Origin of the sequence: Photobacterium profundum (assembly GCF_003026285.1) — a bacterium.
GTDB classification, from domain to species: Bacteria; Pseudomonadota; Gammaproteobacteria; order Enterobacterales; family Vibrionaceae; genus Photobacterium; species Photobacterium profundum.
This window is the reverse complement of the sequence record NZ_PYOD01000018.1, coordinates 70,086-95,018: the sequence shown is the minus strand read 5'-3', so window position 1 is coordinate 95,018 and position 24,933 is coordinate 70,086. Positions and strand designations below refer to the sequence as shown.

Here is a 24,933-nt window from a genome sequence, read left to right as displayed (position 1 = left end):
GTGGGGGGTGCGTCACAAATTAATGAAGAAGTACTGGGTACTGAATTAGCCATTTAAAGCTAAAACTCACTTACGTACTATAGCTTAGAAATGAGAAAGGTCGCCATGACACATTGTCAACGAGTACAGCAATCATTTCAGTCTGCAGCAGACCCCCCCCTCTCTTCAAACCCCTCTGAGTTAGTTGAATCAATCACCTTAGTTATATTTTCTTCAGCGCTACTTGGGCAAAAGACAAAACGGTTAGAGATACAAATTCTCTCACTAAAACAATAACAACAATATCGCCGAACCAAGAATGAAAACATTTAACCAAAAGCCACGACGGCAAGGTGCAGACGAGTATTTATGAATATGCATAACGATACCTTCTAAGTTATTGTAAAATAGGAATTACACCATATAAGGCTGGTTCTGTGTCGAATGTCGTGTATTGAATATATGCAAAGCACTGGTAACAATAATAACGAGTAATAGAATATAAAACTGAGGTTCTAACTCTCGATAAACGGCTGATTCTAATGAACCTGCCACATAGCAATTACAGTCTAGATTTAGTCCTTGTTGAATTGCTAACCCTGCTAAAAATGTATATAAAGCAAGGCAAAAAATAGTAGGTTTAAGACTCACTATGTCAACATACGCAAGCAATGCACAGACAGTTAACGCAAAAGGAAAAGCGAACGTTATGGGTTCAACATACATTGCTGATATTAGCCCTGTATCAATGAGCAGTACACCTGTGTGTTCAGGCATAAAAAAGCCTTTTAAAGCAATAGCTGCCACCATAAAAAATACGTAACAAGTAATGAAGCGATGAACATATCCTTTGGTTTTCATAACGTCGCCCTCTTCTTCAAAAAATTTTGCTAAAGTGAGTACCCTTACTCACCTTGTGCTAACTCAATGTCGTCTGCTCTAGGTGCAACATGGCTTCCAGTACACTGCCACCAATGGCACGTGCTTTATCTGAAACCGTCGTGAAATCTGCCTCTATACCACGAGGGTCGATATCACCAATTTTGAATCCTTCTGTTACGGTTAGTCCTTCGTTCAACAACCCTCTTACCATGCCACTTAATGGAGACACTACAGGGCTATCTGCAACATGTGCGATAACTTCACCTTCTTCAACAATGTCACCCAGTGATACATGGTTGTGCATAATACCGTTGCAAGGTGCACGAAGAACCCGTTGATGGGTATAACCCGCAATATTACCCGGTATACCCGTATTAGCCTGAGTTTCACCGTGATAAATCACGCGCCCCAAGTAATGCCCACGGTTAGTTTCAATTACTGCATCGCAATCAACACCAGCATTGAAACCAGGGCCTAACGCTATCGTGACGGGAGCCATATCTTTGGTTGTACCAAGATTTCGTTTCGCCAAAATCGCATCAACAACAAAGGTAGGTTTAAGGTTATTAAGTGAGCAACATTCTTGATCCACCATTACAGGGATATATCCCTGCTCTAGGGCTGTAAAAACCTCTTCACAACTCCGTGCTTTCTGAGCTGTAATACCTTCGACCTCTACCGGATCACCATATAAACATTGAGCAAAAGAAACGGTACAGCGAATAACCGTAGGCTGAGCAATATCCGTCATCACCACTTTGAAACCAGAATTGTGTAAACGCACAGCTACGCCTGTAGCAATGTCTCCCGCACCACGAATTAGCACTAATTTATTACGATTCACGCGGGTATCATCTTTCATTAATCCACCCGCTGACTGGTGTTGAACTTTTAACACTTCAGCCATAATACTAATGGCAATTTCATCTGGCGTTTCTGCACCGATATTAAATCCAATAGGAGAATGAATTGCTTGAATATGGGCTTCGCTTACATTGCTTTTACGTAGGTGGGTAAATAGAGTTTGTACTTTGCGACGGCTTGCCATTAAACCTATATATTGGGTGTCACACCCCACCACTTTCGTGATCGCATCTTGGTCTTGATGATTGGTGGCTATCACTACAAAGCTGTTTTTATCAATCGTGAGTTGGTCGATGGCATCATCCATCGTTTTACCCAAAACACGCTTTGTACCTTCGGGGAAATGTTCTTCTGACAGGCTTTCTTCATACGCATCGGCAACGGTAATATCAAACCCCAAAACATGGGCAGCATGGGCAACAGCACGGTTTACATGCCCAGCACCAATTAATAACAACGCAGGGCGTAATCCGAATACATCAATGAAGACTGTCATTGCACCACCGCAATCCATTCCCATCGCTTCGGGACCAGAACGGGTCATCCTGCCTTTAACAACACGCGGCTTGCGTTCTTGTAGTGCTTCTATGGCTTGCTCTATAACGTAACGTTCAATCATACCGCCACCAACAGTGCCTATGATTGACCCATCCGCTTTAACAATCATCTGCCCTGAATGGCGGGGAGCAGAGCCTTTGGTATCAATAATGTTTGTAAGAGCGAATGGAGTATTCTGTTGTTCTAACTGAGCTGCCTGCGAAAAAATGTTCATGAAATATAACCTCTAATTATCTGTAAGAGGTCCATACGACTACCTCGTTACAATCTCTCTTATTGGCGAGTGATCACACATCGCTGCAAGCCAAATTTCATCAAGTTTTTGGTTGTCTGTTATGACCCTTTCCGCCAACTGTTTTACAGTGGAATAAGAACACGCAAGGTCTACTTTATTTATTAACCAAATCTTGATGGCATGTTTAGGCGCTTGCTTAAACATTCCTTGTGGATCTGCAATCAAATGACTAAATACTCGGTGATCCATATCATCACCTTCCGAGCATTGAGTCAGTGCAGAGAATACGTTCCATCTATGAACTCTCTCGGGGCTTGCCTGAGTATGAATAACCTCTGCACCTGTAACGCCAATTACCATATCTGAACTAAGAGGAATGCAAGGCTCATGCCCAGAAGGTGCCTTTATTGGCAAACACTTAGCACCATCAGCTTCAATAATAAAAACTGTGAAAGGCGAATCATTTTTTAGTTTATCGATCCATTCTGGCGTGATCCCTGCTACCTTTTTTTTATCCGCTGCTGATGTCTCATTTATTATTTCTTGATAACAAAAAGTGATAGAAGGCTCTGATTTTTTTGGTTGACGTCGTGATAATAGTAAAGGTGTTTCCATCACATTTTTAGGCGATTCAAGATTTAAGGGTAAAGAGCAGTTAATAGGCAGGCTATCAATTTGATTGTTTGATTTATCAGCTCTTAAGACTCTATCTTTATTAAACAAATCGGCACGACTAATAAAACAGTCGGCCTGATGCCTCTCTGGTAAATACATTTTGGTGGTTGTACTAACGAATACGCAATGCCCACGTTTTTTATATTCTTGCGCTAACCAAAATGCTGTTGATGTTTTACCGCCCCCACCCACTAAGGCAATAACAAAAGGGGGCGAAGGCTGAGCAAAAAGACTATTTGGGGTCATAACAACACCTTTACTTCGCTTAATGGCTATATAACTTTAATTACGAGCACTGAATGACAATGAAACAGAAGCATCTAGATTGTGTAATGCCAGCCGCTGGATTATCGTCACGAATGGGTGACTGGAAATTAATGCTACCTTACCGCCAGCATACAATCCTTGATGAGAGTATCGAAAACGCACTCCATTTTTGTTCGCGTGTGATCGTTGTCGCGGGTCATCGACATGAAGAGTTAGTCAGACATTATTGTCATCACGATAATGTATTGGTCGTGGTAAACCCTCATTATCAACAAGGTATGTTCAGTTCCATTCAAGTAGGTATTGAACATGTAGAAAGTGAACATTTTTTTATTTGTCATGGTGATATGCCATGTATTCCCGCAAATATCTATCAGCAAGTATGGGCACTTAAGGGGCAATGTACCGTCTTTCCCGGTACGTTAAACAAGCCTGGACACCCTGTTTTATTACCCAAAAACATGATTAATATAATAAAAAACGCACCGATTACCAGCAAAATGAAGCCCTTAATTATGGCGCATACTGTGAAGTATCTCGGTCTAAAATGTGATGAAATATATTTAGATATTGATACGCCAGATGCGTATCAATCGTTAATCAAAACGCAGTAATCGCAGTTCTGCACTAACAAGTGTATTGTCTTAGACTATTTCACCTTTCATTTTAAATTTATCAAATTGATAGTCACTTTTTTCAATACTATCATTTTGATTTACTTTGTTTACCCCAAATAAAAAAGCCTGATAGTTAGACATGTAATCTAACATCAGGCTTTGCAAGCAAAAGCAGTTACTCTTTACATCTAGTCATTATTTTCTAACTCAACATGAGGGGCAATTGACCCTTGTTTTCGAGTCGCTAATTCCTCATAGAGTTGCCATTTACGCTCTGCCACCTTCTGTGCGCGGGCTGTAATATCAGCAGCGACTTCAGGGTGCGTCCTCCGAAGAATTTGATAACGCGCTTCATTATAACGATACTCTGCCAATGGAATACTCGGGCGTAATGTATCTAATGAGAATGGGTTTTCATCAACATCTCGTAAGTCCGGATTATAACGGAACAACGGCCAGTGCCCTGACTTCACCGCTAATTGCTGCTGATGTAATCCCTCTTCCATATTAATGCCATGCGCAATACAGTGGCTGTAGGCAATAATAATAGAAGGACCACGATACGCCTCTGCTTCTCGCATCGCTAACAACACCTGCTGTGGATCAGCACCTAAGGCAACTCGAGCAACATACACATTGTTGTAAGAAATAGCCTGCATCGCGACGTCTTTTTTGGTGGCTTGCTTACCTGCAGTGGCAAATTTTGCTACCGCACCTAACGGTGTCGATTTCGACATCTGGCCGCCTGTGTTTGAATACACCTCGGTATCCATCACCAACACGTTAACATCGGCGCCACTGGCTAATACATGATCTAAACCACTTGAGCCAATATCATATGCCCAACCATCACCACCAACAATCCAGATAGAGCGACGAATAAGCTGGTCGGCTACCGATATTAGATTTAAGGCTGATTCTGTACCCAGTGCTTTAAGCTGTGCTTTTAGCTTATCAACCCGTTTAATTTGGTTCTGAATATCGCTTTCGGTAAGCTGATCGGCATGCAGAAGCTGATCGACTAATTGAGAATCGAGCGATTTCTTATTTTCCACCAGCAATTGCTCTGCCATCTCGTGCTGCTTGACCGCCGCTAATCGGAAACCAAAACCAAATTCGGCATTATCTTCAAACAAAGAGTTTGCCCACGCAGGGCCACGACCATCCGTATTTTTCGACCATGGTGTGGTGGGTAAGTTACCCCCATAAATTGACGAACACCCTGTCGCATTAGCAATCATTAAGCGATCACCAAATAACTGAGACATCAATTTAAGGTAAGGGGTTTCTCCACAACCTGAACACGCCCCCGAAAATTCAAATAACGGCTGCAAGAACTGCGCGCCACGCACATTAGAGAAATCAATACGAGAGCGATCGTTATAAGCAATGGTTTCAAAGAAACTAAGGTTCTGCTTTTCTTGCTCCATATACGGCGATTTAATTTCCATGTTTATCGCTTTGCGTTCAGGTTTCCCGTCGCTCGCTTCTTCGATCACCATTGGGCAAGCATCAACACATAACGTACATCCGGTACAATCTTCGGCATACACCTGCAAGGTATAGCGAGTATCTGGGAAACCACGGGCAGTAATACCTGCCGATTTGAATCCTTCCGGAGCCTGCTCAAGTATCGACTTATCGTAGAACTTGGCACGAATCGCAGCATGTGGGCAGACAATGCTACAGTTACCGCACTGAATACACTCTTGCGACTCCCAAACTGGTATTTTCTGAGCAATGTTACGTTTTTCCCACTGAGTAGTACCCGACGGATAAGTACCATCGACAGGGAGCATAGAAACAGGAATTAAATCTCCTTTCCCTGCCATCATCTGTGCTGTCACTTGCTGCACAAATTCAGGTGCCAGCTCTGACACAACTGGTTTAGGCTGGCTGGTTGCTGTTACTTTCTGCTGAACGTCTACTTGGTATAAATGCGCCAAAGTATGATCTACCGCCGCGAAATTTTTCTGTACCACTTCAGGGCCTTTACGCGCATAGGTTTTTTCGATCGCTTTTTTAATTTTCGCAATGGCGACGTCTTTATCTAACACACCAGACAGCGCAAAAAAGCAGGTTTGCATGATCGTATTAATGCGCGTTCCCATACCCGTATCACGTCCGACTTTGTAGGCATCGATAACATGCAGGCTCATATGGCGCTCAATTAATTGTTGCTGCATTCTGGCAGGTAAACTATCCCACACCTTGTCTGCTGGAACCGTGGTATTGAGTAAGAACGTTGCCTTATCAGCGGCTTTCGCCAACATGTCTGTGCTCTCAACAAACGTTGATTGGTGACACGCCACAAAGTTCGCCGATTGAATCAAATACGGGCTATTAATTGGGTGATGACCAAAACGCAGGTGTGACTCTGTTTGCGATCCTGACTTTTTAGAGTCATACACAAAGTAACCTTGCGCGAAATAATCAGGATCGTCCCCGATGATCTTGATGGTATTCTTATTGGCCCCAACCGTGCCATCGGCACCAAGCCCATAGAACATAGCGCGAACAACGTCGTTTGATTCAATATCGAAAGCGGGATCGTATTCAAGGTGCGAGTTCATCACATCATCAATAATACCGACCGTAAAATGATGCTTTGGTTTATCTTGTGCGAGGTTATCGAAAATAGCTTTAACCATCGCGGGTGTAAATTCTTTGCTGGATAATCCATAACGACCTGCCACTAATCGCGGCATAATCTGGTTAGACTTAGTGCTATACACATCTTGATTATCCATCAAAGCAGTCAATACATCTTGATACAGCGGGTCAGCATTGGCACCCGGCTCTTTGGTGCGATCAAGCACCGTAATTTTCATTACTGTTTCAGGCAATGCAGCCAACAGATGTTCCGCAGATAAAGGACGATAGAGGCGTACTTGTAATACACCCACTTTTTTGCCTTGCGCCACTAAATATTCGACAGTTTCTTTAATGGTTTCAACACCAGATCCCATCGCAATCACGACATGTTCAGCATCTGATGCGCCATGGAATTCCAGTAACTTATAATGACGCCCTGTTAGCTCTCCCAGTTTATCCATGCATTGCTGCACGATCGCAGGTGTTTGAGCATAAAACGGATTAACCGTTTCACGACCTTGGAAGTAAACATCTGGGTTTTGTGCCGTACCACGAATAAACGGTTTATCGGGCCTTAAGCCTCTCTCCCGATGTTCGCGAACTAACTTATCTGAGATCATTTCTCTGATATGGGCATCTGAAATCACCTCGATTTTATTCACTTCATGCGATGTTCTAAAACCATCAAAAAAGTGAATAAAGGGAATACGAGAATCCAGAGTAGCGGCATGAGCCACCAGCGCCATATCATGGGCTTCTTGTACCGACGATGACGCCAATAACGCAAAACCGGTACCTCGAGCAGCCATAATATCTTGATGGTCACCAAAGATAGATAAACCCTGTGCAGCTAACGAACGGGCAGCAACATGGAATACCGCAGAAGTAAGTTCCCCTGCAATTTTATACATGTTCGGCAGCATTAACATTAAGCCTTGAGAGGCGGTAAATGTTGTGGTTAATGCTCCACTTTGTAGCGCGCCATGAACGGTACCAGCTGCGCCACCTTCACTCTGCATTTCAGCAATAAGAGGAATATTACCCCAAATATTACGCTTATCTTCGGCTGCCCATTGATCGGCAAATTCCGCCATGGTCGAAGATGGGGTTATTGGGTAAATAGCACACACTTCACTAACACGATAAGCAATATGTGCCGTGGCTTCGTTACCGTCACAGGTGTGCATAACAGGTTCTGTCGATACATTTTTAGTCATAAGATCATTGTTCGTTGTCATGATAAGCTCCTATTCCGTTAGTGCCGCGACCATTTCAATCGCATGACAAGGACATTGGGAATAGCAGGCTTCACAGCCAGTGCACTTGTCGTAATCCACCTTGTAGCCTTTACTTTTCCCTAGATAGGTAATTGCACCATGCGGACAAGCCCCCAAACAACCATTACATTCAAAGCAGTTACCGCAAGAATAACAACGCTGCGCTTCGTATAAGGCTTCTTCTTCGGTTAACCCACCCACTACTTCATCAAATGAAGTTGCACGCTGGATCACTGGAATCGCGGGCTGCTCACTCTGCTCGGCATCAGTTTTGTACCACAGGTGTAACTTATCAAAGCGGATCAGCGGTTGCTTGCTGACCTTATTAAAACTACGGTGGTTAAGGAAGGCATCAATGTGCGCTGCCGCTTTCTTACCGTGCCCCACCGCAATGGTAACGGTGCGGTCGCTCGGTACCATATCTCCGCCTGCAAACAACCCTTTGTAACCCGTCATCATTTGTTCATTTACGATCACGGTTCCATCGTGTTTGTGTTCAACACAGGGTATCGATTCGGTCAGTTTGGTATCAATATTCTGACCCAGCGCTAGAATCAATGAATCCGCTTCCACCGTTTCAAATTCACCCGTCGGTTGCGGACAACCACTGTCATCAATCGCCATTTTTTCCAGTGTAAACGTCGTGCCATCTATTTCTTTGATGGTTCGTTGCCAATGGAAAGTCACACCTTCTTCCATCGCTTCGACGCATTCAAAATCATGGGCTGGCATATGTGCACGATCACGGCGGTAAACCACCATCACATCGCCTCCCATACGACGTGCAGTTCGAGCTGCATCCATCGCGGTATTCCCGCCGCCATAAACAACAACACGTTTGCCTAATACTGGTGCAGTGCCCATTTCAATATCGCGTAAGTACGATACCGCATCATTGACTTTTTCAGGCTCATCGTTCGGAATGTCAACACCACGACCTACGTGTGCGCCAATTGCTAGGAAAACCGCATCAAACTGCCCTTTCACTTTCTCGGCCAGTAAATCTTCCACTTTGTGATTCAAGACAATCTTGATACCCATGGCTTCGATGCGTGCAATTTCATTCTCTAAAATATCACGCGGCAAACGGTAAGCAGGAATACCAAAGTGCATCATGCCACCCGCCATTGGTGCTGCATCGCGTATTTCAACCTCATGCCCTTTACGCTTGAGGTGATACGCTGTCGCTAAACCACTAGGACCCGCACCGACAACTAATACCCGTTTACCGGTTGGCTCGGCCTGAAAACGCACTTGCCAATTATTGACTAACGCTTGGTCACCCAAATAACGTTCAACGGCATGAATACTCACCGCTTGATCCACGTTGGTACGGTTACACGCCGATTCGCACGGGTGGTAACACACACGACCATGGATCGCTGGCATTGGGTTATTTTTGATTAATGCTTGGAAGGCATCTTCATATCGCTCTGACTGAGCGAGGGATAGCCATTCTTGTATATTACTCCCGGTAGGACAGGCGTGATTACAAGGTGGTAGGGAATTGGAATAGATAGGGAATTTTGTACGTATGGCCCCTGACCCTTTTTTAAGTTTAAGATCTGGGGGTAAGGTCATATCCTTAGAACAATTGCTCATCATATTCTACCTTTTTGACGGTAAAAAAATGCGCCCTTGGAGGTAATAATTTGAGTGGGCGCAGATCATGAAAAGCAGTGATGTGAAAGAATTAGGCTTATTAGCTACGTTAAGCACGGTGCCAATATCCACCTCTTTTCCTCATCACTGCACTTGGCCTACATACTCACGCATGTACCTGCGCGTTCGGCCAATACTTCTAATCCTTCTTCAAGCGCCCCTATATAGGCACGTCCACCGAATGTGGCAAAATCAGTCGCTGCTTCGACTTTTGGCCCCATTGACCCGGCGGGAAAATCATATTCATTCAGTTCTGTAGGCGTTGCCTTACGCAGTGCTCGTTGGTTATTAGTACCCCAATCTAAATACACAGCGTCGGCATCGGTTAAGATCAATAATTTATCGGCATTGAGTTGCTTTGCTAATAACGTGGCTGAAAGATCTTTGTCGATCACGCCTTCTACACCTTGGTAACCCACCTCTGCACGGCAAACAGGAATGCCTCCACCACCACAACAAATCACGACCTGCCCAGCCGCAAGTAAGGTATCGATAGACACCTTATCTAATATATTGATTGGTTTGGGTGACGGCACTACACGACGTACAAATTCGCCATCTCGTTTCATAATCCAATTATTGGCTTCTGCAAGGATACCTGCTTCTTCTTCGTTGTAGACAGGCCCAACAAACTTAGAAGGATCCAACATGCTTGGATCGTTGGCATCGACTTCAATACGGGTTAACAAACTCGCCACTTGTGTTTCAGGCATTAGATTTTGCAGCTCTTGCGCCAACATATAGCCAATCATACCTTCACTTTCTGCACCCAACACATCGAGTGGGTATGGTGATACTTTGTCATACGCTAGGTTTTGTAACGCTAATAAACCGACTTGCGGGCCATTACCATGAACAATAGCAACTTGGTATTCTTTGGCTATTTCAGCAATGGCTTTTGCCGCGACTTTGATGTTCGCGAGTTGGTTGTCAAAACTGGGTGCATCGCCACGACGCAGTAATGCATTACCGCCAAGGGCGACTACAGCTATGGGTTTCATATTACCTCCTTGAGGTTCAAAAATTTTAAAGGGAAGTTGCCGTTTTACTCTTTCTCTACACCGTGATGTTTTGCGGCTTGATGCGTTGAGAAAGGTTTGCGGTGAACAAAGCGGCCATTCCCAGCTTTCCCCATAAATTCACCCATGCACGCCACTACATTGCCACGGCTTAACGTCATAACTGGCCAGCCATGGCTTTCTATTGATTCAAACGGGGTGTAATCGGTATTGTCGTGCAATAAATCGTGTGTGATTGTGACATTCTCTTTCGGATCAAACAGCACAATGTCAGCGTCAGCACCAATATCAAAACTGCCTTTCTGTGGATATAATCCAAACAGCTTTGCTGGCATATAACTGGTTAGTTCCACAAAACGGCTTGGCGTAATTCGCCCTGCCATCACACCCTCAGAGAAGAGCAATGGCATACGCGTTTCGACGCCAGGCATTCCGTTTGGACAGGCACTAAAATTGTCTTTCCCGCGTTGTTTTTGCTCATGATAAGTAAACGAGCAATGATCGGTCGCAACGGTATCAATACTGCCATCCATAAGGCCTTGCCATAATTTTTCACGTTCTGCGACTGGTCGTAATGGTGGACTTAAAATGAATTTCAATGCATCGTCACGTTCGTAACAACGTTCATCCAGTAACAAATACTGAGGGCAGGTTTCCGCCCATACCGGTTGTTTGTTTTGGCGGGCTAAGCGAATGTAGTCCAACCCTAATCCATTGGATAAGTGGACGATATATAACGGTGCATTATCGGCTAATCGTGCAAGATTTATCATTCGACCGATAGCTTCTGCTTCGCATTCTAGTGGACGGCTTATGGCGTGATATTTCGGGGCGGTTTTACCGGCTTCCAACAGTTGAGTACGACGTAATGCAATTGCAGCATCGTTTTCTGGATGAACAGTTGTTAGCGCATTCACTTTATTTAACTGCGTTAATGCGCGCAGTACTGAATCATCATCTAATTTATAGCCATAAGTAAGATAGAGCTTGAAGCTCGAAATACCCTCTTCTTCGACCATAGATGCCATTTCGGCAAGAATCTCGTCATTTATATGCTGAATAACGCCATGAAAACTGTAATCAATAACGGCATTATTACCAGCATAGTCTTTATAAACACTAAGTTGATGATGCAGGTTACACCCTTTAGGTCCAAACCCCATGTGATCGATAACCATGGTTGTACCACCACAAGCTGCCGATCGGGTACCTGTATAGAAATCATCGATGCTACGGGTAAACCCTGCATCAATATTGAAATGGGTATGTACATCAATACCACCTGGCATCACGTATAATCCCACGGCATCAATCACTTTGGTGCCTTTGGGATAATCATTGATGGTATGAGCAACCTTGGCTACCTTGCCATCAATAATTAAAATCTGTTTTTTACTTTCGCTATGAGCGTCTACAACAATACCGTTAACGATCAAAGTTGGACGACCATCGTTGTCGGCTGGACGGTTTGAAGAATGAATGCTCTGTTTCATCACGTTGTCCTTTTCGTATCAAATCCATTTATTACACTATTTTGTTATTTTTTATCGACTGATTCTATGTTGCATTCGCTAGCTCAAACGATAAAGCCATCCCGAGGGGGATATGTGGTCAGTTCTCTAAGGCAGAGTGAACTGACACCCTCGGGACGGAAGTCGGTATCAATGTCGTTTAACGCTTATTGTTAGAAGAAAACATCATCCGACATTGCGCAGTTACATCAATCTAAAGCAGTACCTGAAATCAGGGTTCTATTTTTCTAGTTCCTTCAAATACATCTGTGGGATCACGGCATACATTGCTGCACAGGTTACTAGGTGATCTTTCCACGTTTTTTCGTTTGGCGCGTGTGCTTCAGGCTCTTTACCTGGGCCAAACCCAATAACAGGAATACCGTAACGACCCATGATAGAAACGCCGTTGGTAGAGAACGTCCACTTATCAACCTTTGGTTTCTTGTCGAATAATAATTCGTAAGAAGCTTCTAGTGTCTTAGTCGCGACATGCTCTTCATCGATCACCCACGTTGGGAAATAACACTCTGTTGGGTAAACCAAACCTGTGTAAGCTGGGCGGTTGTATTCATACATAGACACCACACCTTGTGCCTCTTGTACTGCCGGTAGTGCACGAATTTCGTCAAGTGCACCTTCCCATGTTTCGCCCCATGTTAAGCGACGGTCAATAGATACAGCACAGCTATCTGCAACTGCACAACGGCTTGGTGAGGTAAAGAATATTTCAGAGACAGTCAGTGTGCCTTTGCCTAGGAATGGGTCATCTTTTAGGTTATGAGATAGCCCTTCAAGTTGGTTTAGAATTGGACCCATTTTGAAGATAGCGTTATCGCCGCGCTCTGGTGCAGAGCCATGGCAGCTCACCCCTGCTACATCAACACGAATTTCCATACGTCCACGCTGGCCACGGTAGATCTGGCAATCTGTTGGCTCGGTAGAAACCACAAACTCTGGACGAATATTGCTTTCTTCGATGATGTACTGCCAGCAAAGACCATCACAATCTTCTTCTTGTACAGTACCGGTAACTAACAACGTGTATTCATCTTCAAGACCAAGATCTTTTATAATCTTGCCAGCATAAACCATTGAAGCCATGCCGCCTTCTTGATCTGATGCACCACGACCACCGATAATTTCGTCGTTTTCCATGCCTTGGTATGGGTCAAATTCCCAGTTGTCCATGTTGCCGACACCAACAGTATCAATGTGTGCATCCATCGCAATCAGATGTGGACCATGACCAATCCACCCTAATACGTTACCCATTGGGTCGATTTCAACTTTGTCGAAACCTACTTTTTCCATTTCTTCTTTGATTCTCAACACTACTTTTTCTTCGTCACAGCTTTCGCTTGGAATCGCAATCATGTCGCGTAAGAAACGTGTCATATCTGCGCGGTATTCTTCAGCTTTTTCTACAACAGTGTTGAAAGGAATATTCATTGTCATTGTAATTCTCCTTGGGTCGAGTGGTGGTCATCACACCCGACATGATCTATTTTCAAGGCACCCTGCACTTTTGATGACACACACAGGACGCTAATTAATTTTCTTAATATATATTTATGTAACCTTTGCTTTTTATTGAAGCTAATTAGCAAAAATAACAATCAAAGCGTCGGGTGCTTGCCCTGCCATACCACTTCACGGTAATGCACCGGATCGGTATCACCCTCGGTATTGATTAGCAGCACAATAGAGTCTTCATTCAGCCCCAACTTCGCCATTAATGCTTCACGATCTGGATGGTAATGAGCAGCAACTAATAAGCCAGCACCTACTGCACCTGATTCCCCAGATATCACACGAGGATCATCACCTAACGGGTTACCCAATACGCGCATTCCGAGTGCTGCTACGCTATCTTGGCAAGAAACAAATTGGGTTGCACAATCACGCAATACTGGCCAACCTAATGGATTTGGTTCACCACACGCCAGCCCCACCATAATGGTTGCCATGTCTCCGCCAACATTCACCATGCCGCCGTCAGCGCTGATACCTGAACGGTAAATACAGTCTGCTTGGTCGGGCTCAATGACGACAGAATGCAGATTTTCAGCGCCATATTGGTCACATAAGTAACCCAATACGCCGCCCGCTAATGCACCGACACCGGCTTGTAAGAACACGTGTGTTGGTTTAGCAACAGCGTGGGCTTTCATTTGATCAACGGCTTCTGCCGCTAATGTTGTATAACCTTGCATAATCCATGTTGGGATTTTGGTGTAACCTTCCCATGCCGTGTCTTGAACCACTTTCCATCCGCTTTCTTCTGCTGTCTTAATAGCTAATCGCACGGTATCGTCGTAGTTCATGTCGGTAACGATACATTCAGCACCTAAAGCGCGAATGTTATTTACGCGTTCATCAGCCGCACCTTTTGGCATATACACAACTGCATTTTGACCCAGCTTATTCGCTGCCCATGCCACGCCGCGTCCATGGTTACCATCGGTTGCTGTTGCGAATGTCATCTTTTCTTTAATGTCATTTTTGAGCGTATCGAAATCAAAGACATTAATATCAAGTTGGTATTCATCACATAGCAAGCGAGCAATAGCATATGCCCCACCTAACATTTTGAATGCGCATAAATCGAAACGGTGAGATTCATCTTTTACAAGAATTTTGCCAACGCCTATCTCTTTGGCTAGACAGTCGAGAGATTGCAGCGGTGTTGGTTGATAACCTTCAACTTTTTGATGGAAGGCACGGGCTTTTTCCGCTTCATCAATGGTGAACAAAGAAGACAGCTGACCGTTATAGTGACGGTTATCTGCTACCTCCATTTTTAGAGAGAATATAGACACGATCAGACCTCATTGATGTGAATAAAAAGAAATGCGGGATAACGAAGAACACACTACCCCGCGAAAGGATAAAAGCTTATTTAACGCGAGTTTTATACTCATCAAGCAGTTGCTGTAATACCAAACCAGGTTCTTGGTATTTACGGTTCATGATCATCGATGCAATGACGTACGGCTTCCAACTTGCTTCTTTGTAAGTGGCAATACGGTACTTCTCGAATACAGCCTCTTCCACTTCGCCTTCTTTACAAGAAACACCGGTAATATCAGCTGGTAGACAGTGCATGTATAAAGCTTCACCGCCCTTGGTTTTCGTCATCATTTCTTCAGTACAATGCCAATCTTTGAAGTTCGCATTTTGTGCTAGGCACTCTTGCTCAAGGGCCTTTAATCCATCATGGTCTTGTGCGCGAAGCAGCTCGGTACGACGCTCCATCACTTGATACGGTGCCCATGATTTAGGGTAAACAATATCTGCACCGTCGAACGCTTCTTCCATCGACGTTACTTGAGTAAAACTACCACCAGATGCTTCAGCGTTCTGACGCGCTTGCTCAACCACTTCAGGAATAAGGTCGTAACCTTCTGGATGCGCTAATGTCACGTCCATGCCAAAGCGGGTCATTAAACCAATAATCCCTTGTGGCACAGAAAGTGGTTTGCCGTAGCTTGGAGAGTACGCCCATGTCATCGCAAGTTTCTTGCCTTTAAGCTGATTCAAGTCACCAAAGTGCTCTTCTAGCCATGCAAGATCTGCCATTGATTGAGTCGGGTGGTCAATGTCACATTGAAGATTAACTAATGCAGGGCGGCTCGGTAAAACACCTTCTTTTACGCCTTCATCTAGTGCAGCACCCACTTCACGCATGTAGGCATTACCCGCGCCTAAATACATATCATCACGGATACCAATCGCATCGGCACAAAATGAAATCATGTTTGCTGTTTCACGTACGGTTTCGCCATGTGCGATTTGAGATTTACCTTCATCAAGATCTTGCTGAGCCAAACCCAACATATTAATCGCTGAAGCATAAGAGAAACGGGTACGCGTTGAGTTATCGCGGAACAGAGAGATACCTAAGCCGTTATTAAATACATTGGTTGCAATATTCTCTTGGCGCATCGCTTTTAAAACTTGCGCTGTTTTTAATACACGCTCTAGTTCTTCTGGGCTCTGCTCCCACGTTAATAAGAAATCTTTATCATGCAGTTCAGACTTTAGTTCATTGATTTCCTTGATCAGTTCATTAATGCTTTTCATTTTATTCTTCCCAGTTATGAATTCGTTATTGGTGTATATCCAGTTATTAAATTTGTAAGAGCGCGAGGCTGTAAATGCTTGTGGGTGTTAACAAGCTTCTGGTTCTCTTAATCCAATAACTGTGCCAATTAAAAAACAATTAACTAAAATAGATTTAACACATTAAAAAACAACAGCTTACATTTACACAGGGAAAGTTACTTAATATTTATAGCCAAATTATCACTATCATCGGCTATCAGTGATAGTGACCAAAATGATAGTGATCACAGTGTCAATTATCATATTGATATTCAGGTGTGACCCCTGTAGCAATTCCTATTGCGTATTAACGCTCGACGATAAAAGCCTGATTCACATCAAATTGATGCAAGCAATACTTGATTAAGTTGGAGGCGTATTATTTAGGGATAGAACTGAATTATGTTGAACACCACACATCAATCAGAATTAATGCAATTGCAACCAACCATTCTGCGCTTCACCCAGATGCTTTCTGCCGTACTTCAACTGGATGCAGAAGTGGTTGATGCCAATTTAGTACGTATTGCGGGTACTGGTCCTTACAGTAAATTTTTTGGTAAGAAGTTAAATACAAGTTCCAGAATATTTCGCTATATTTTGGAAACACACCAAGAAAAAGTCGTCGTTAAATCACGTACCGATCCATTGTGCGATGGATGTACGAACAAAACGAGCTGTCGTGAAACTGCTTTTCTTGGCGTCCCCATTATGATTGAAGACCGTTGTATCGGTGTGATCAGCTTAGTGGCATTTAATATCGAGTCGCGTGAAAAAATCAAAGAAAATGCTCAGCTATTTTCCGACTATATTCGGCACATTTCAGAGCTGTTTGTCTCAAAAGTTTTGGACATAAACGACTCAGAGCATGGGCTAGATAAAGTGTTTACTAGTCTTATCGAAAATATGGATCAAGGTGTATTAGTACTCGATGAACATAACCGAGTTCAATATGGGAATACGCCAGCCCTCACTAATTTGAATATAGAAAAAGAAGAATTAGTACGGGTAGAAGTAAACATCCAACCTTTATCTATTCACAATAACGACCTTAAAGGTCATCAACAGCACATAATTTCTTTAGGTAAACGCCAAGAATTAGTGGTTGGTCAGTTCCATGATATTCAAGGGCACCAACTCTTTATTATGGCTTTCTATCAACCAAATACATCTTTCTCGATTAGCGAAGTACCGAAGGCACAATTTACAAGTGTGATTGGTGAGTGTAAAAAAATGCAGCAACTCAAGGTGCTTATTTCTCGTATTGCCAGCAGCCCTTCAAGTGTATTAATTAATGGTGATAGCGGCACAGGTAAAGAAGTTATCGCACATGCGGTTCATAATATGAGCGATCGTGCCAGCAAGCCTTTTATTGCCATTAACTGTGCTGCAATCCCAGACCAATTATTAGAAAGTGAACTGTTTGGCTACGTAAAAGGTGCATTTACTGGTGCATCAAGCAAAGGAAAAACAGGGCTAATTCAAGCCGCAAATCAAGGTACCCTATTTCTTGATGAAATCGGTGATATGTCGATGACGCTACAAGCGAAATTATTAAGGGTATTAGAAGAACGAGAAGTCATGCCGATTGGCTCAAATACGGCTATTCCCGTCAATATTCGCGTGATTTCAGCAACAAACCGTAATTTCTCTGAAATGATCGCCACCAACAAGTTCAGAGAGGATTTATATTACCGTTTAAACGTCATTCCCATTCATTTACCCACTTTAAAAGAACGCGGAAAAGATGTTGAGCTGCTAATCCACTTCTTTCTTGATATTCACACCCGTAAAATCGGTGTTAGCTATCCGGGTATTACACCTGCCGTTATGTCACGGCTGAATGCATACCATTGGCCAGGCAATGTGCGTGAGTTGAGCAATCTTATTGAATACCTCGTCAATGTGGTACCAGAAGGTGATGCTATCGATGTCGATCTATTACCTCCCTACTTTGAAGGCACAGTGCTAGAACATAAAAGTGATCAACTGGTTATTGATGACAGCATTATGAGCTTAGAAGAGATGGAAAAGATTCGAATTGAAGAAGCAATTAGTCGGTTAAGCAACCGGAAGTTAGTTGCAGATGAACTCGGGATTGGTATTGCAACGTTATACCGAAAAATCAAAAAATACGGTTTGAGCTCTCACAGTAGTTAATCCATCCTCCCTGCGCTAGAATGAATAACATAAATCCCGCTAACAGCGGGTTTTATGTTTAAATACGAACATTATATTGTCATACAGCAACCGTATACTTCGTTACAAAACACTATGTAGAATCACACAATTAGTGTTACTAGCTAACTTATTAATTACCTTAGCATATTGTTTTTAACGCTTAATGAATAAGGATCGGGGAAAATCCCCACAAATATACAAAAACATGATCTCGTTCGCGAAATTTATGTCATCATCCTTTGAATTACGCGCCTCGACGCTCTACGATTGACGCCCTAAATGAAAGTTATACTAAAATTTTCATTTATGCCTTCTTCTAAACATAAACAGAGTCTATTGCATGAACAACGATAAAAGACCTTTATACATCCCCTACGCCGGTCCTGCTTTACTTGAAACACCTCTGCTAAATAAAGGTAGTGCATTCTCTATAGAAGAACGTATGTTCTTCAACTTGGAAGGTCTGCTTCCTGAAGCAATTGAATCTATAGAAGAACAAACAGAACGTGCTTATCAACAATACCAAAAGTTTGATAAAGATATGGATAAGCACATCTATCTTCGTAATATCCAAGATACAAACGAAACCTTATTCTACCGTTTGGTTGAAAATCACATCACAGAAATGATGCCGATTATTTATACGCCAACCGTTGGCGCGGCTTGTGAAGATTTCTCTAACATTTATCGTCGTGGTCGTGGTCTGTTTATCTCGTACCCGAACCGTGACCGCATTGAAGACATGCTAAACAATGCCTCTCGTCAAAACGTAAAAGTTATTGTTGTAACCGATGGCGAGCGTATTCTTGGTCTTGGCGATCAGGGTATCGGCGGCATGGGTATTCCCATTGGTAAGCTAGCACTTTACACCGCTTGTGGTGGTATAAGCCCTGCATATACTCTACCCGTTGTACTAGATGTTGGTACTAACAACCCGCAACGTTTATCTGACCCTATGTACATGGGCTGGCGTCATACTCGTATTTCTGGACAGGAATACGACAAGTTTGTTGATGAGTTCATTCAAGCAGTTAAGCAACGTTGGCCAGATGCGTTAATTCAATTTGAAGATTTCGCACAAAAGAATGCTATGCCATTGCTTGAGCGTTACAAAAACAAAGTCTGCTGTTTCAACGATGACATTCAAGGTACAGCTGCTGTTACTGTAGGTTCATTACTTGCGGCGTGTAAAGCGGCGAAGAGTAAACTGTCTGAACAGCGAATTTCTTTCTTGGGTGCTGGTTCAGCAGGTTGTGGTATTGCTGAAGCGATTGTTGCACAAATGGTATCTGAAGGTATTTCTGAAGCGCAAGCACGCAGCCAAGTATTCATGGTCGACCGTTGGGGCTTGCTGATTAACGACATGCCAAACCTGCTTAACTTCCAACAGGCACTGGTTCAGAAACGCGATACTGTGAATGATTGGGATCTAGCAGACAACAATGTTTCATTGCTTGATGTAATGCGCAATGCGAAACCAACCGTACTAATTGGCGTATCTGGCGTACCGGGTCTATTTAGTGAAGAAGTGATCCGTGAAATGCATGCCCACTGCGAGCGCCCTATCATATTCCCGTTATCTAACCCAACTAGCCGTGTCGAAGCAACACCAGCCGACATCATTCGTTGGACTGACGGTAACGCATTGGTAGCAACAGGCTCACCATTCGAACCTGTTGTACATAACGGTAAAACATACCCAATTGCACAGTGTAACAACAGCTACATCTTCCCTGGTATTGGTCTAGGCGTACTAGCAGTAAATGCTCGCCGTGTTACAGATGAAATGCTCATGGAAAGTAGCCGTGCATTGGCAGAGTGTTCTCCGCTTGCAATCAACGGTCAGGGGGCATTGCTTCCACCACTTGAAGATATTCAAAAAGTATCACGTAAGATCGCATTTGCTGTTGCGAAAAAAGCCATTGAACAAGGTAAAGCGCCGAAGAACTCTGATGATCGTATCCTTGAGAAAATCGATGCTAACTTCTGGCAGTCAGATTACCGTAATTACAAACGTACTTCTTTCTAATACGTAATTTCGCAGAAATGAAACATCAAGCCCGCTTCGAGCGGGCTTTTTAATATATTGAAAGATAACCGCATAAGTTACAATCAATAACCACCTGTTAGTTATAATTCATATGGTAAACAAGTACTCGTTATGCTTAAATTTGTACCAACAGGTAAAATTTACATCAATTTTGACACGTTTTTAACGCAACATTATTAATAGATTAAGGTAATATTATCGAATCTATTTTATCTTTGGATAGTTATGAAACTGCTCACAATATGTCGCTTTTTTGCAGTTCTCTGTATCATTTTAGTTAGTACTAGCTTATTGATCGATCGTTGGGTTTCTGCGAGTACTTCTGATCGTATTTTTTATGACGTTTCTCATATTCCTTCTCGCTCTATTGGGTTAGTACTCGGCACGAGTAAATACATCGCTAAAACGTTAAACCCTTATTACAGCTATCGTATGGAAGCTGCACTTGAGCTTTATCAACAAGGGAAAATTAACGTTTTTTTATTGAGTGGTGATAATGCCCATCGTTCATATAATGAACCTTGGACAATGAAACGCGATTTATTGAAGTCAGGCATTCCAGATAGCGATATTGTGCTCGATTATGCAGGATTTAGAACCTTAGATTCTGTTGTGCGCGCCAAAGAAGTATTTGAAGCTGATCACTTCGTTATTATTACCCAAAAATTCCATTGTGAGCGTGCACTGTTTATTGCCGAGAGCAATAACATCGATGCGATTTGTTTAGCGGTACCCGAACCAAGAGGCTTTGCAGGTTTTAAAATTCGCCTGCGAGAAGTTCTCGCTCGTGGTAAGGCGGTGATCGATTTATATGTACTAGATATTCAGCCACGCTTTCTTGGCCCTAAAGAGCCGATTGAGCCAGCAACAAGTGATAACAAAAACGTTAAAGAAAATATCAATTAAATATAGTTAGTTGGTATGAATTATTTTAAAACGCATTAAAAAAGCCAGTATTAATACTGGCTTTTTTAGTGAAAAATAAATTCGAAACCCGAATATATATTTCAATCATTCATCGCAACTATCATTCTTTGAGTTATTTTTACATTCACGAAGACACCTAGCTCTAACTTGTCTCATATGTTCTTGAGCTTCTGCGTGTATCCTTTTGCGCAATGGTGCATTTTGGGAACTCATTTTAACCTAGCCTTTATTTTAGTATTATTTTTGTGATTCTCATTCATAAAAAGAACCTAAACATATGATACATAAGGCACTGAGTTAGAGCGAGTATTTTTAATTAATGAAATATTTTATGCGATATAAATCACGTTTTGTTGAGGCTTAAAATTTAGTATATACCTCTTTAACCCATTATTTCCCACACATGATAACTACTAACATATCAATCAATAGTTAATCATTTGATAATTTATTTATATGTAAAATAATACATTTCAAAATTGAACAAAATATAACAATCAACAACAAATTTTTACACGATAATAAAACAGCCATACCCCCAAACAACCTAAAAACACAAAGGTCTAATTTATAGACCTAAGGTTCTACGTTGAAAATAAGCAACGCCGTATCGAGTCCAATAAAACCCGCCCTTCTCATGTTTGTCTTGTTTTCTACCCATCCTATTCAATGGGTAGATTTCCACACATAAGAAATCAATAACCTCACAAATTTTGTAATTACCCCGCCAATAGAGCAACAACTGACCGCCAAGGCATTAACAAACGATCAATAAGGTGTAACATTCCCGGCAACTACACAGTTGTGGTTCAGCTCCTAAACACAACGATAACCAATGGAAGGAAAGTCTATGACAGCCTTAACGCTCACACTTAAAAACTGGCTGCTGAATCGAAACAGCATGATATTCATCGGAAATATCTTATTATTCTCAATCATGCTAAATACCCTACCTTTTGAAAAAGATGTTGTTATCGGGCTTTGTATACTGACTTTTGTCGCGATACTTTGGCTTACCGAAGCTGTTCATGTCAGTATTACCGCTATTCTCGTTCCGGTACTCGCGGTAGGCTTTGGCATTTTCCAAACTCCCCAAGCATTAACCAACTTTTCAAATCCAATTATATTCTTATTTCTTGGTGGGTTTGCATTAGCCGCTGCACTTCATAAGCAAGAGCTTGATAAAGCCATTGCAGATAAAGTACTTATTCTGGCTAAAGGTAAAATGTCTGTTGCTGTCTTTATGCTTTTCGGTGTAACAGCAGGGCTTTCCATGTGGATCAGTAATACAGCCACAACAGCAATGATGTTACCGCTAGTATTAGGCGTGCTTAATAAAGTAAACGCCAAGAGTGAACGTGGCACCTACGTGTTCGTTCTATTAGGTATTGCTTATTGTGCAAGTATCGGCGGTATTGCAACAGTGGTTGGTAGCCCACCCAACGCAATTGCTGCTGCTGAAGTTGGTTTAAGTTTTACTGAATGGATGGAGTTTGGTGTGCCAATTGCCATGATTCTACTTCCTATTACAGTGGCGCTACTTTATTTCATTTTAAAGCCAAACCTTTCGCATACATTTGAACTCGACCATACACCAGTTAAATGGGATAACGGTAAACTAATTACACTCGCTATTTTTGCGCTTACTGTCTCTTTATGGATATTCAGCAAACCAGTCAATGCTTTCTTAGGTGGCTTTAGCAAGTTCGATACCTTAGTCGCTTTATTCGCAATCATTCTGCTTGGTGTATCACGTGTTGTTGAATGGAAAGATATCGAAAAATCTACCGACTGGGGTGTGTTGATTCTGTTTGGTGGTGGTATTTGTCTAAGTAACGTACTGAAAGCAACTGGCACCAGTGTTTTCTTAGCACATAGCCTTAGTGGCTTCCTTGAGCAAGCAGGCTTATTCTTTACTATCTTAGTGATTGCAAGTTTCGTGGTATTCCTAACTGAATTTGCCAGTAACACGGCAAGTGCTGCACTACTGGTACCTGTTTTTGCAACGGTTGCAGAAGCATTAGGTGTATCGCCAGTTATTCTTTCTGCACTGATTGCCGTTGCCGCTTCATGCGCCTTTATGTTGCCAGTCGCAACACCACCGAATGCCATCGTCTTTGGTTCCGGGCATATTAAGCAGAGTGAGATGATGAAGGTGGGTATCTACTTGAACCTTGCTTGTATTATTGCACTAACATCATTTGCATGGATGTTCTGGTAACAGTTATTTGAAATGATTCTAAAATCATAATCAACTTCCCCCATTCAGGTGGTCTCTTGTAGACCACCTTTTTTATGGTTTTCACCGTCTGTATATCAGCTATTACACGATTTCATCAGCAGGGAATCGAACACCAATAATCTCACGAGCGCGTGTGATAATGGCACTCACAATACATGTACGATCTAAACCTGAATGCATTGTTTGTTTTGTTTCAATAAGGTCAGCGAAAATGCCAGCTTCATACTGCATAGTATTTACACCTTGATCTTGTGATAATACAACAGCAGGCTCACCTTGACGTAATATCGATACCGTTTCACACTCTGAAATGCTTTCAATCAGAATTGATGCTTGCTCACCTTGCAGTTCACTTGGCGCATAACCATTGCTGACTTTAGAGTGAGAAATCACCGCATCAAACTCATCATAATGCAACACCAATGTACCGTGAGCATCAACCCCAGAATGCAATAATACGCCTTGCGCCGTAAAGCTCTTCGGTTCTCCGAATAAGCCAATCGCAGCACTAAGTGGATAAATACCAATATCCATTAATGATCCGTTTGAAAATTTCGGATTAAATGTATTCGGGTTTTCACCGTTTAAGAACTTTTGGTAACGTGAGGAATGCTGACAATAAGTGAAGTGCACTTTTCGCAGCTTTCCAAGCTTAGGAAGTGCTTGCTGCAATATTTTAAAATTTGGGTTGTAAGTCGTTTTAAGAGCTTCAAAAAGAACAACTTCTTTTTCTTGCGCTAACGCAATCAACGATTCAATTTCATGAATATTCGATGCGAGCGGCTTTTCTCCAATAACATGCTTACCATTTTCAATAAACAGCTTAGCTTGTGGCGCGTGAAAGGAATTAGGGCTAGCAATATATACGGCATCAATCATATCGCTTGCAGCCATTTCTTCTAGGCTATCAAAACTATGATCAACACTGAATTTAGCCGCAAATTCTTGTGCTCGATCCATCTCTCGAGAATACACTCCGTTAAGCTGCATCTTTCCTGAAGCATGTGCCCCTTCGATAAATTTTTCAGTGATCCAATTTGTTCCAATTACACCAAAACGCACCATTATTCATCCCTACATCAGTTTAAATCAATCATAGTTAACAGTTCTATTATCCACTTAACCAACTGAAGGTAAACATAAGCTTCTGCCTTGCACTAATACACGGCTGACGTAGTATAGAAAATAATTCTGTACCCAATTGAAAATACGTGATCTCTACGATTCAATTCTTAAACACAAAAATACGCCAACTACTATTGATGCCAAAATACGCATGAATAAA

Annotated in this window: 16 protein-coding genes; 5 read left to right on the top strand and 11 right to left on the bottom strand. The window is 42.5% G+C overall.

All coding sequences use genetic code 11. From position 1 onward, the window contains the following. Nucleotides 1-393 precede the first annotated feature (393 nt). Genes C9J48_RS23945 through yqeC form a run of 3 tightly spaced genes read right to left on the bottom strand, consistent with a single transcriptional unit; the run spans nt 394 to nt 3,439 of the window. A complete protein-coding gene (locus C9J48_RS23945; RefSeq protein ID WP_006231998.1) occupies nt 394-840 on the bottom strand; it encodes a MauE/DoxX family redox-associated membrane protein in 447 nt (148 codons plus the stop codon). Nucleotides 841-898: 58 nt separating this feature from the next. Further along, on the bottom strand, nt 899-2,497 hold the full coding sequence (gene yqeB, locus C9J48_RS23940) for a selenium-dependent molybdenum cofactor biosynthesis protein YqeB (RefSeq protein WP_006231999.1): 1,599 nt from the start codon (nt 2,495-2,497) through the stop codon (nt 899-901). 39 nt (nt 2,498-2,536) lie between these two features. Next, nucleotides 2,537-3,439 carry a selenium cofactor biosynthesis protein YqeC gene (gene yqeC / locus C9J48_RS23935; RefSeq protein ID WP_006232000.1) on the bottom strand — a complete coding sequence of 301 codons (903 nt, stop codon included), beginning with the start codon at nt 3,437-3,439 and terminating at the stop codon, nt 2,537-2,539. Nucleotides 3,440-3,492: 53 nt separating this feature from the next. Here yqeC and mocA point away from each other — a divergent pair, with 53 nt between their 5' ends. Next, nucleotides 3,493-4,074, top strand: a complete 582-nt coding sequence (gene mocA / locus C9J48_RS23930; RefSeq protein WP_006232001.1) for a molybdenum cofactor cytidylyltransferase — start codon at nt 3,493-3,495, stop codon at nt 4,072-4,074. A gap of 191 nt (nt 4,075-4,265) precedes the next feature. On the opposite strand, the gene nifJ is transcribed toward mocA, so the two are convergent. The 7 genes from nifJ to ygeW all read right to left on the bottom strand — a co-directional run bounded on the left by nifJ (nt 4,266) and on the right by ygeW (nt 16,227). Then, nucleotides 4,266-7,910, bottom strand: a complete 3,645-nt coding sequence (gene nifJ, locus C9J48_RS23925) for a pyruvate:ferredoxin (flavodoxin) oxidoreductase (RefSeq protein WP_006232003.1) — start codon at nt 7,908-7,910, stop codon at nt 4,266-4,268. Nucleotides 7,911-7,919: 9 nt separating this feature from the next. After that, on the bottom strand, nt 7,920-9,554 hold the full coding sequence (locus C9J48_RS23920) for an NAD(P)-binding protein (RefSeq protein WP_036803396.1): 1,635 nt from the start codon (nt 9,552-9,554) through the stop codon (nt 7,920-7,922). 155 nt (nt 9,555-9,709) lie between these two features. Then, complete coding sequence (gene arcC, locus C9J48_RS23915; RefSeq protein ID WP_006232005.1) at nt 9,710-10,612, bottom strand: carbamate kinase; 903 nt, start codon at nt 10,610-10,612, stop codon at nt 9,710-9,712. Between the two features lie 44 nt (nt 10,613-10,656). Further along, nucleotides 10,657-12,123 (bottom strand): dihydropyrimidinase, encoded by a 1,467-nt coding sequence (gene hydA, locus C9J48_RS23910; protein WP_006232006.1) that lies wholly within the window; start codon nt 12,121-12,123, stop codon nt 10,657-10,659. A gap of 258 nt (nt 12,124-12,381) precedes the next feature. Then, on the bottom strand, nt 12,382-13,599 hold the full coding sequence (locus tag C9J48_RS23905; RefSeq protein ID WP_006232007.1) for a YgeY family selenium metabolism-linked hydrolase: 1,218 nt from the start codon (nt 13,597-13,599) through the stop codon (nt 12,382-12,384). A 161-nt stretch (nt 13,600-13,760) separates the two neighbouring features. Beyond that, on the bottom strand, nt 13,761-14,963 hold the full coding sequence (gene dpaL / locus C9J48_RS23900; RefSeq protein ID WP_006232008.1) for a diaminopropionate ammonia-lyase: 1,203 nt from the start codon (nt 14,961-14,963) through the stop codon (nt 13,761-13,763). 76 nt (nt 14,964-15,039) lie between these two features. Continuing rightward, nucleotides 15,040-16,227, bottom strand: a complete 1,188-nt coding sequence (ygeW, locus tag C9J48_RS23895) for a knotted carbamoyltransferase YgeW (protein WP_006232009.1) — start codon at nt 16,225-16,227, stop codon at nt 15,040-15,042. Between the two features lie 423 nt (nt 16,228-16,650). On the opposite strand from ygeW, the gene C9J48_RS23890 reads away from it, so the two are divergent. The 4 genes from C9J48_RS23890 to C9J48_RS23875 all read left to right on the top strand — a co-directional run bounded on the left by C9J48_RS23890 (nt 16,651) and on the right by C9J48_RS23875 (nt 23,627). Further along, nucleotides 16,651-18,408 carry a sigma 54-interacting transcriptional regulator gene (locus C9J48_RS23890; protein WP_006232010.1) on the top strand — a complete coding sequence of 586 codons (1,758 nt, stop codon included), beginning with the start codon at nt 16,651-16,653 and terminating at the stop codon, nt 18,406-18,408. 361 nt (nt 18,409-18,769) lie between these two features. Next, nucleotides 18,770-20,458: an NAD-dependent malic enzyme gene (locus C9J48_RS23885; protein WP_006232011.1), complete on the top strand. Its 1,689-nt coding sequence runs from the start codon at nt 18,770-18,772 to the stop codon at nt 20,456-20,458. Between the two features lie 246 nt (nt 20,459-20,704). After that, nucleotides 20,705-21,385 (top strand): SanA/YdcF family protein, encoded by a 681-nt coding sequence (locus tag C9J48_RS23880; protein ID WP_006232012.1) that lies wholly within the window; start codon nt 20,705-20,707, stop codon nt 21,383-21,385. An 871-nt stretch (nt 21,386-22,256) separates the two neighbouring features. Beyond that, nucleotides 22,257-23,627: an SLC13 family permease gene (locus C9J48_RS23875; protein WP_006232013.1), complete on the top strand. Its 1,371-nt coding sequence runs from the start codon at nt 22,257-22,259 to the stop codon at nt 23,625-23,627. A 102-nt stretch (nt 23,628-23,729) separates the two neighbouring features. On the opposite strand, the gene C9J48_RS23870 is transcribed toward C9J48_RS23875, so the two are convergent. After that, a complete protein-coding gene (locus C9J48_RS23870; RefSeq protein ID WP_006232015.1) occupies nt 23,730-24,713 on the bottom strand; it encodes a Gfo/Idh/MocA family protein in 984 nt (327 codons plus the stop codon). Nucleotides 24,714-24,933: the final 220 nt, after the last annotated feature.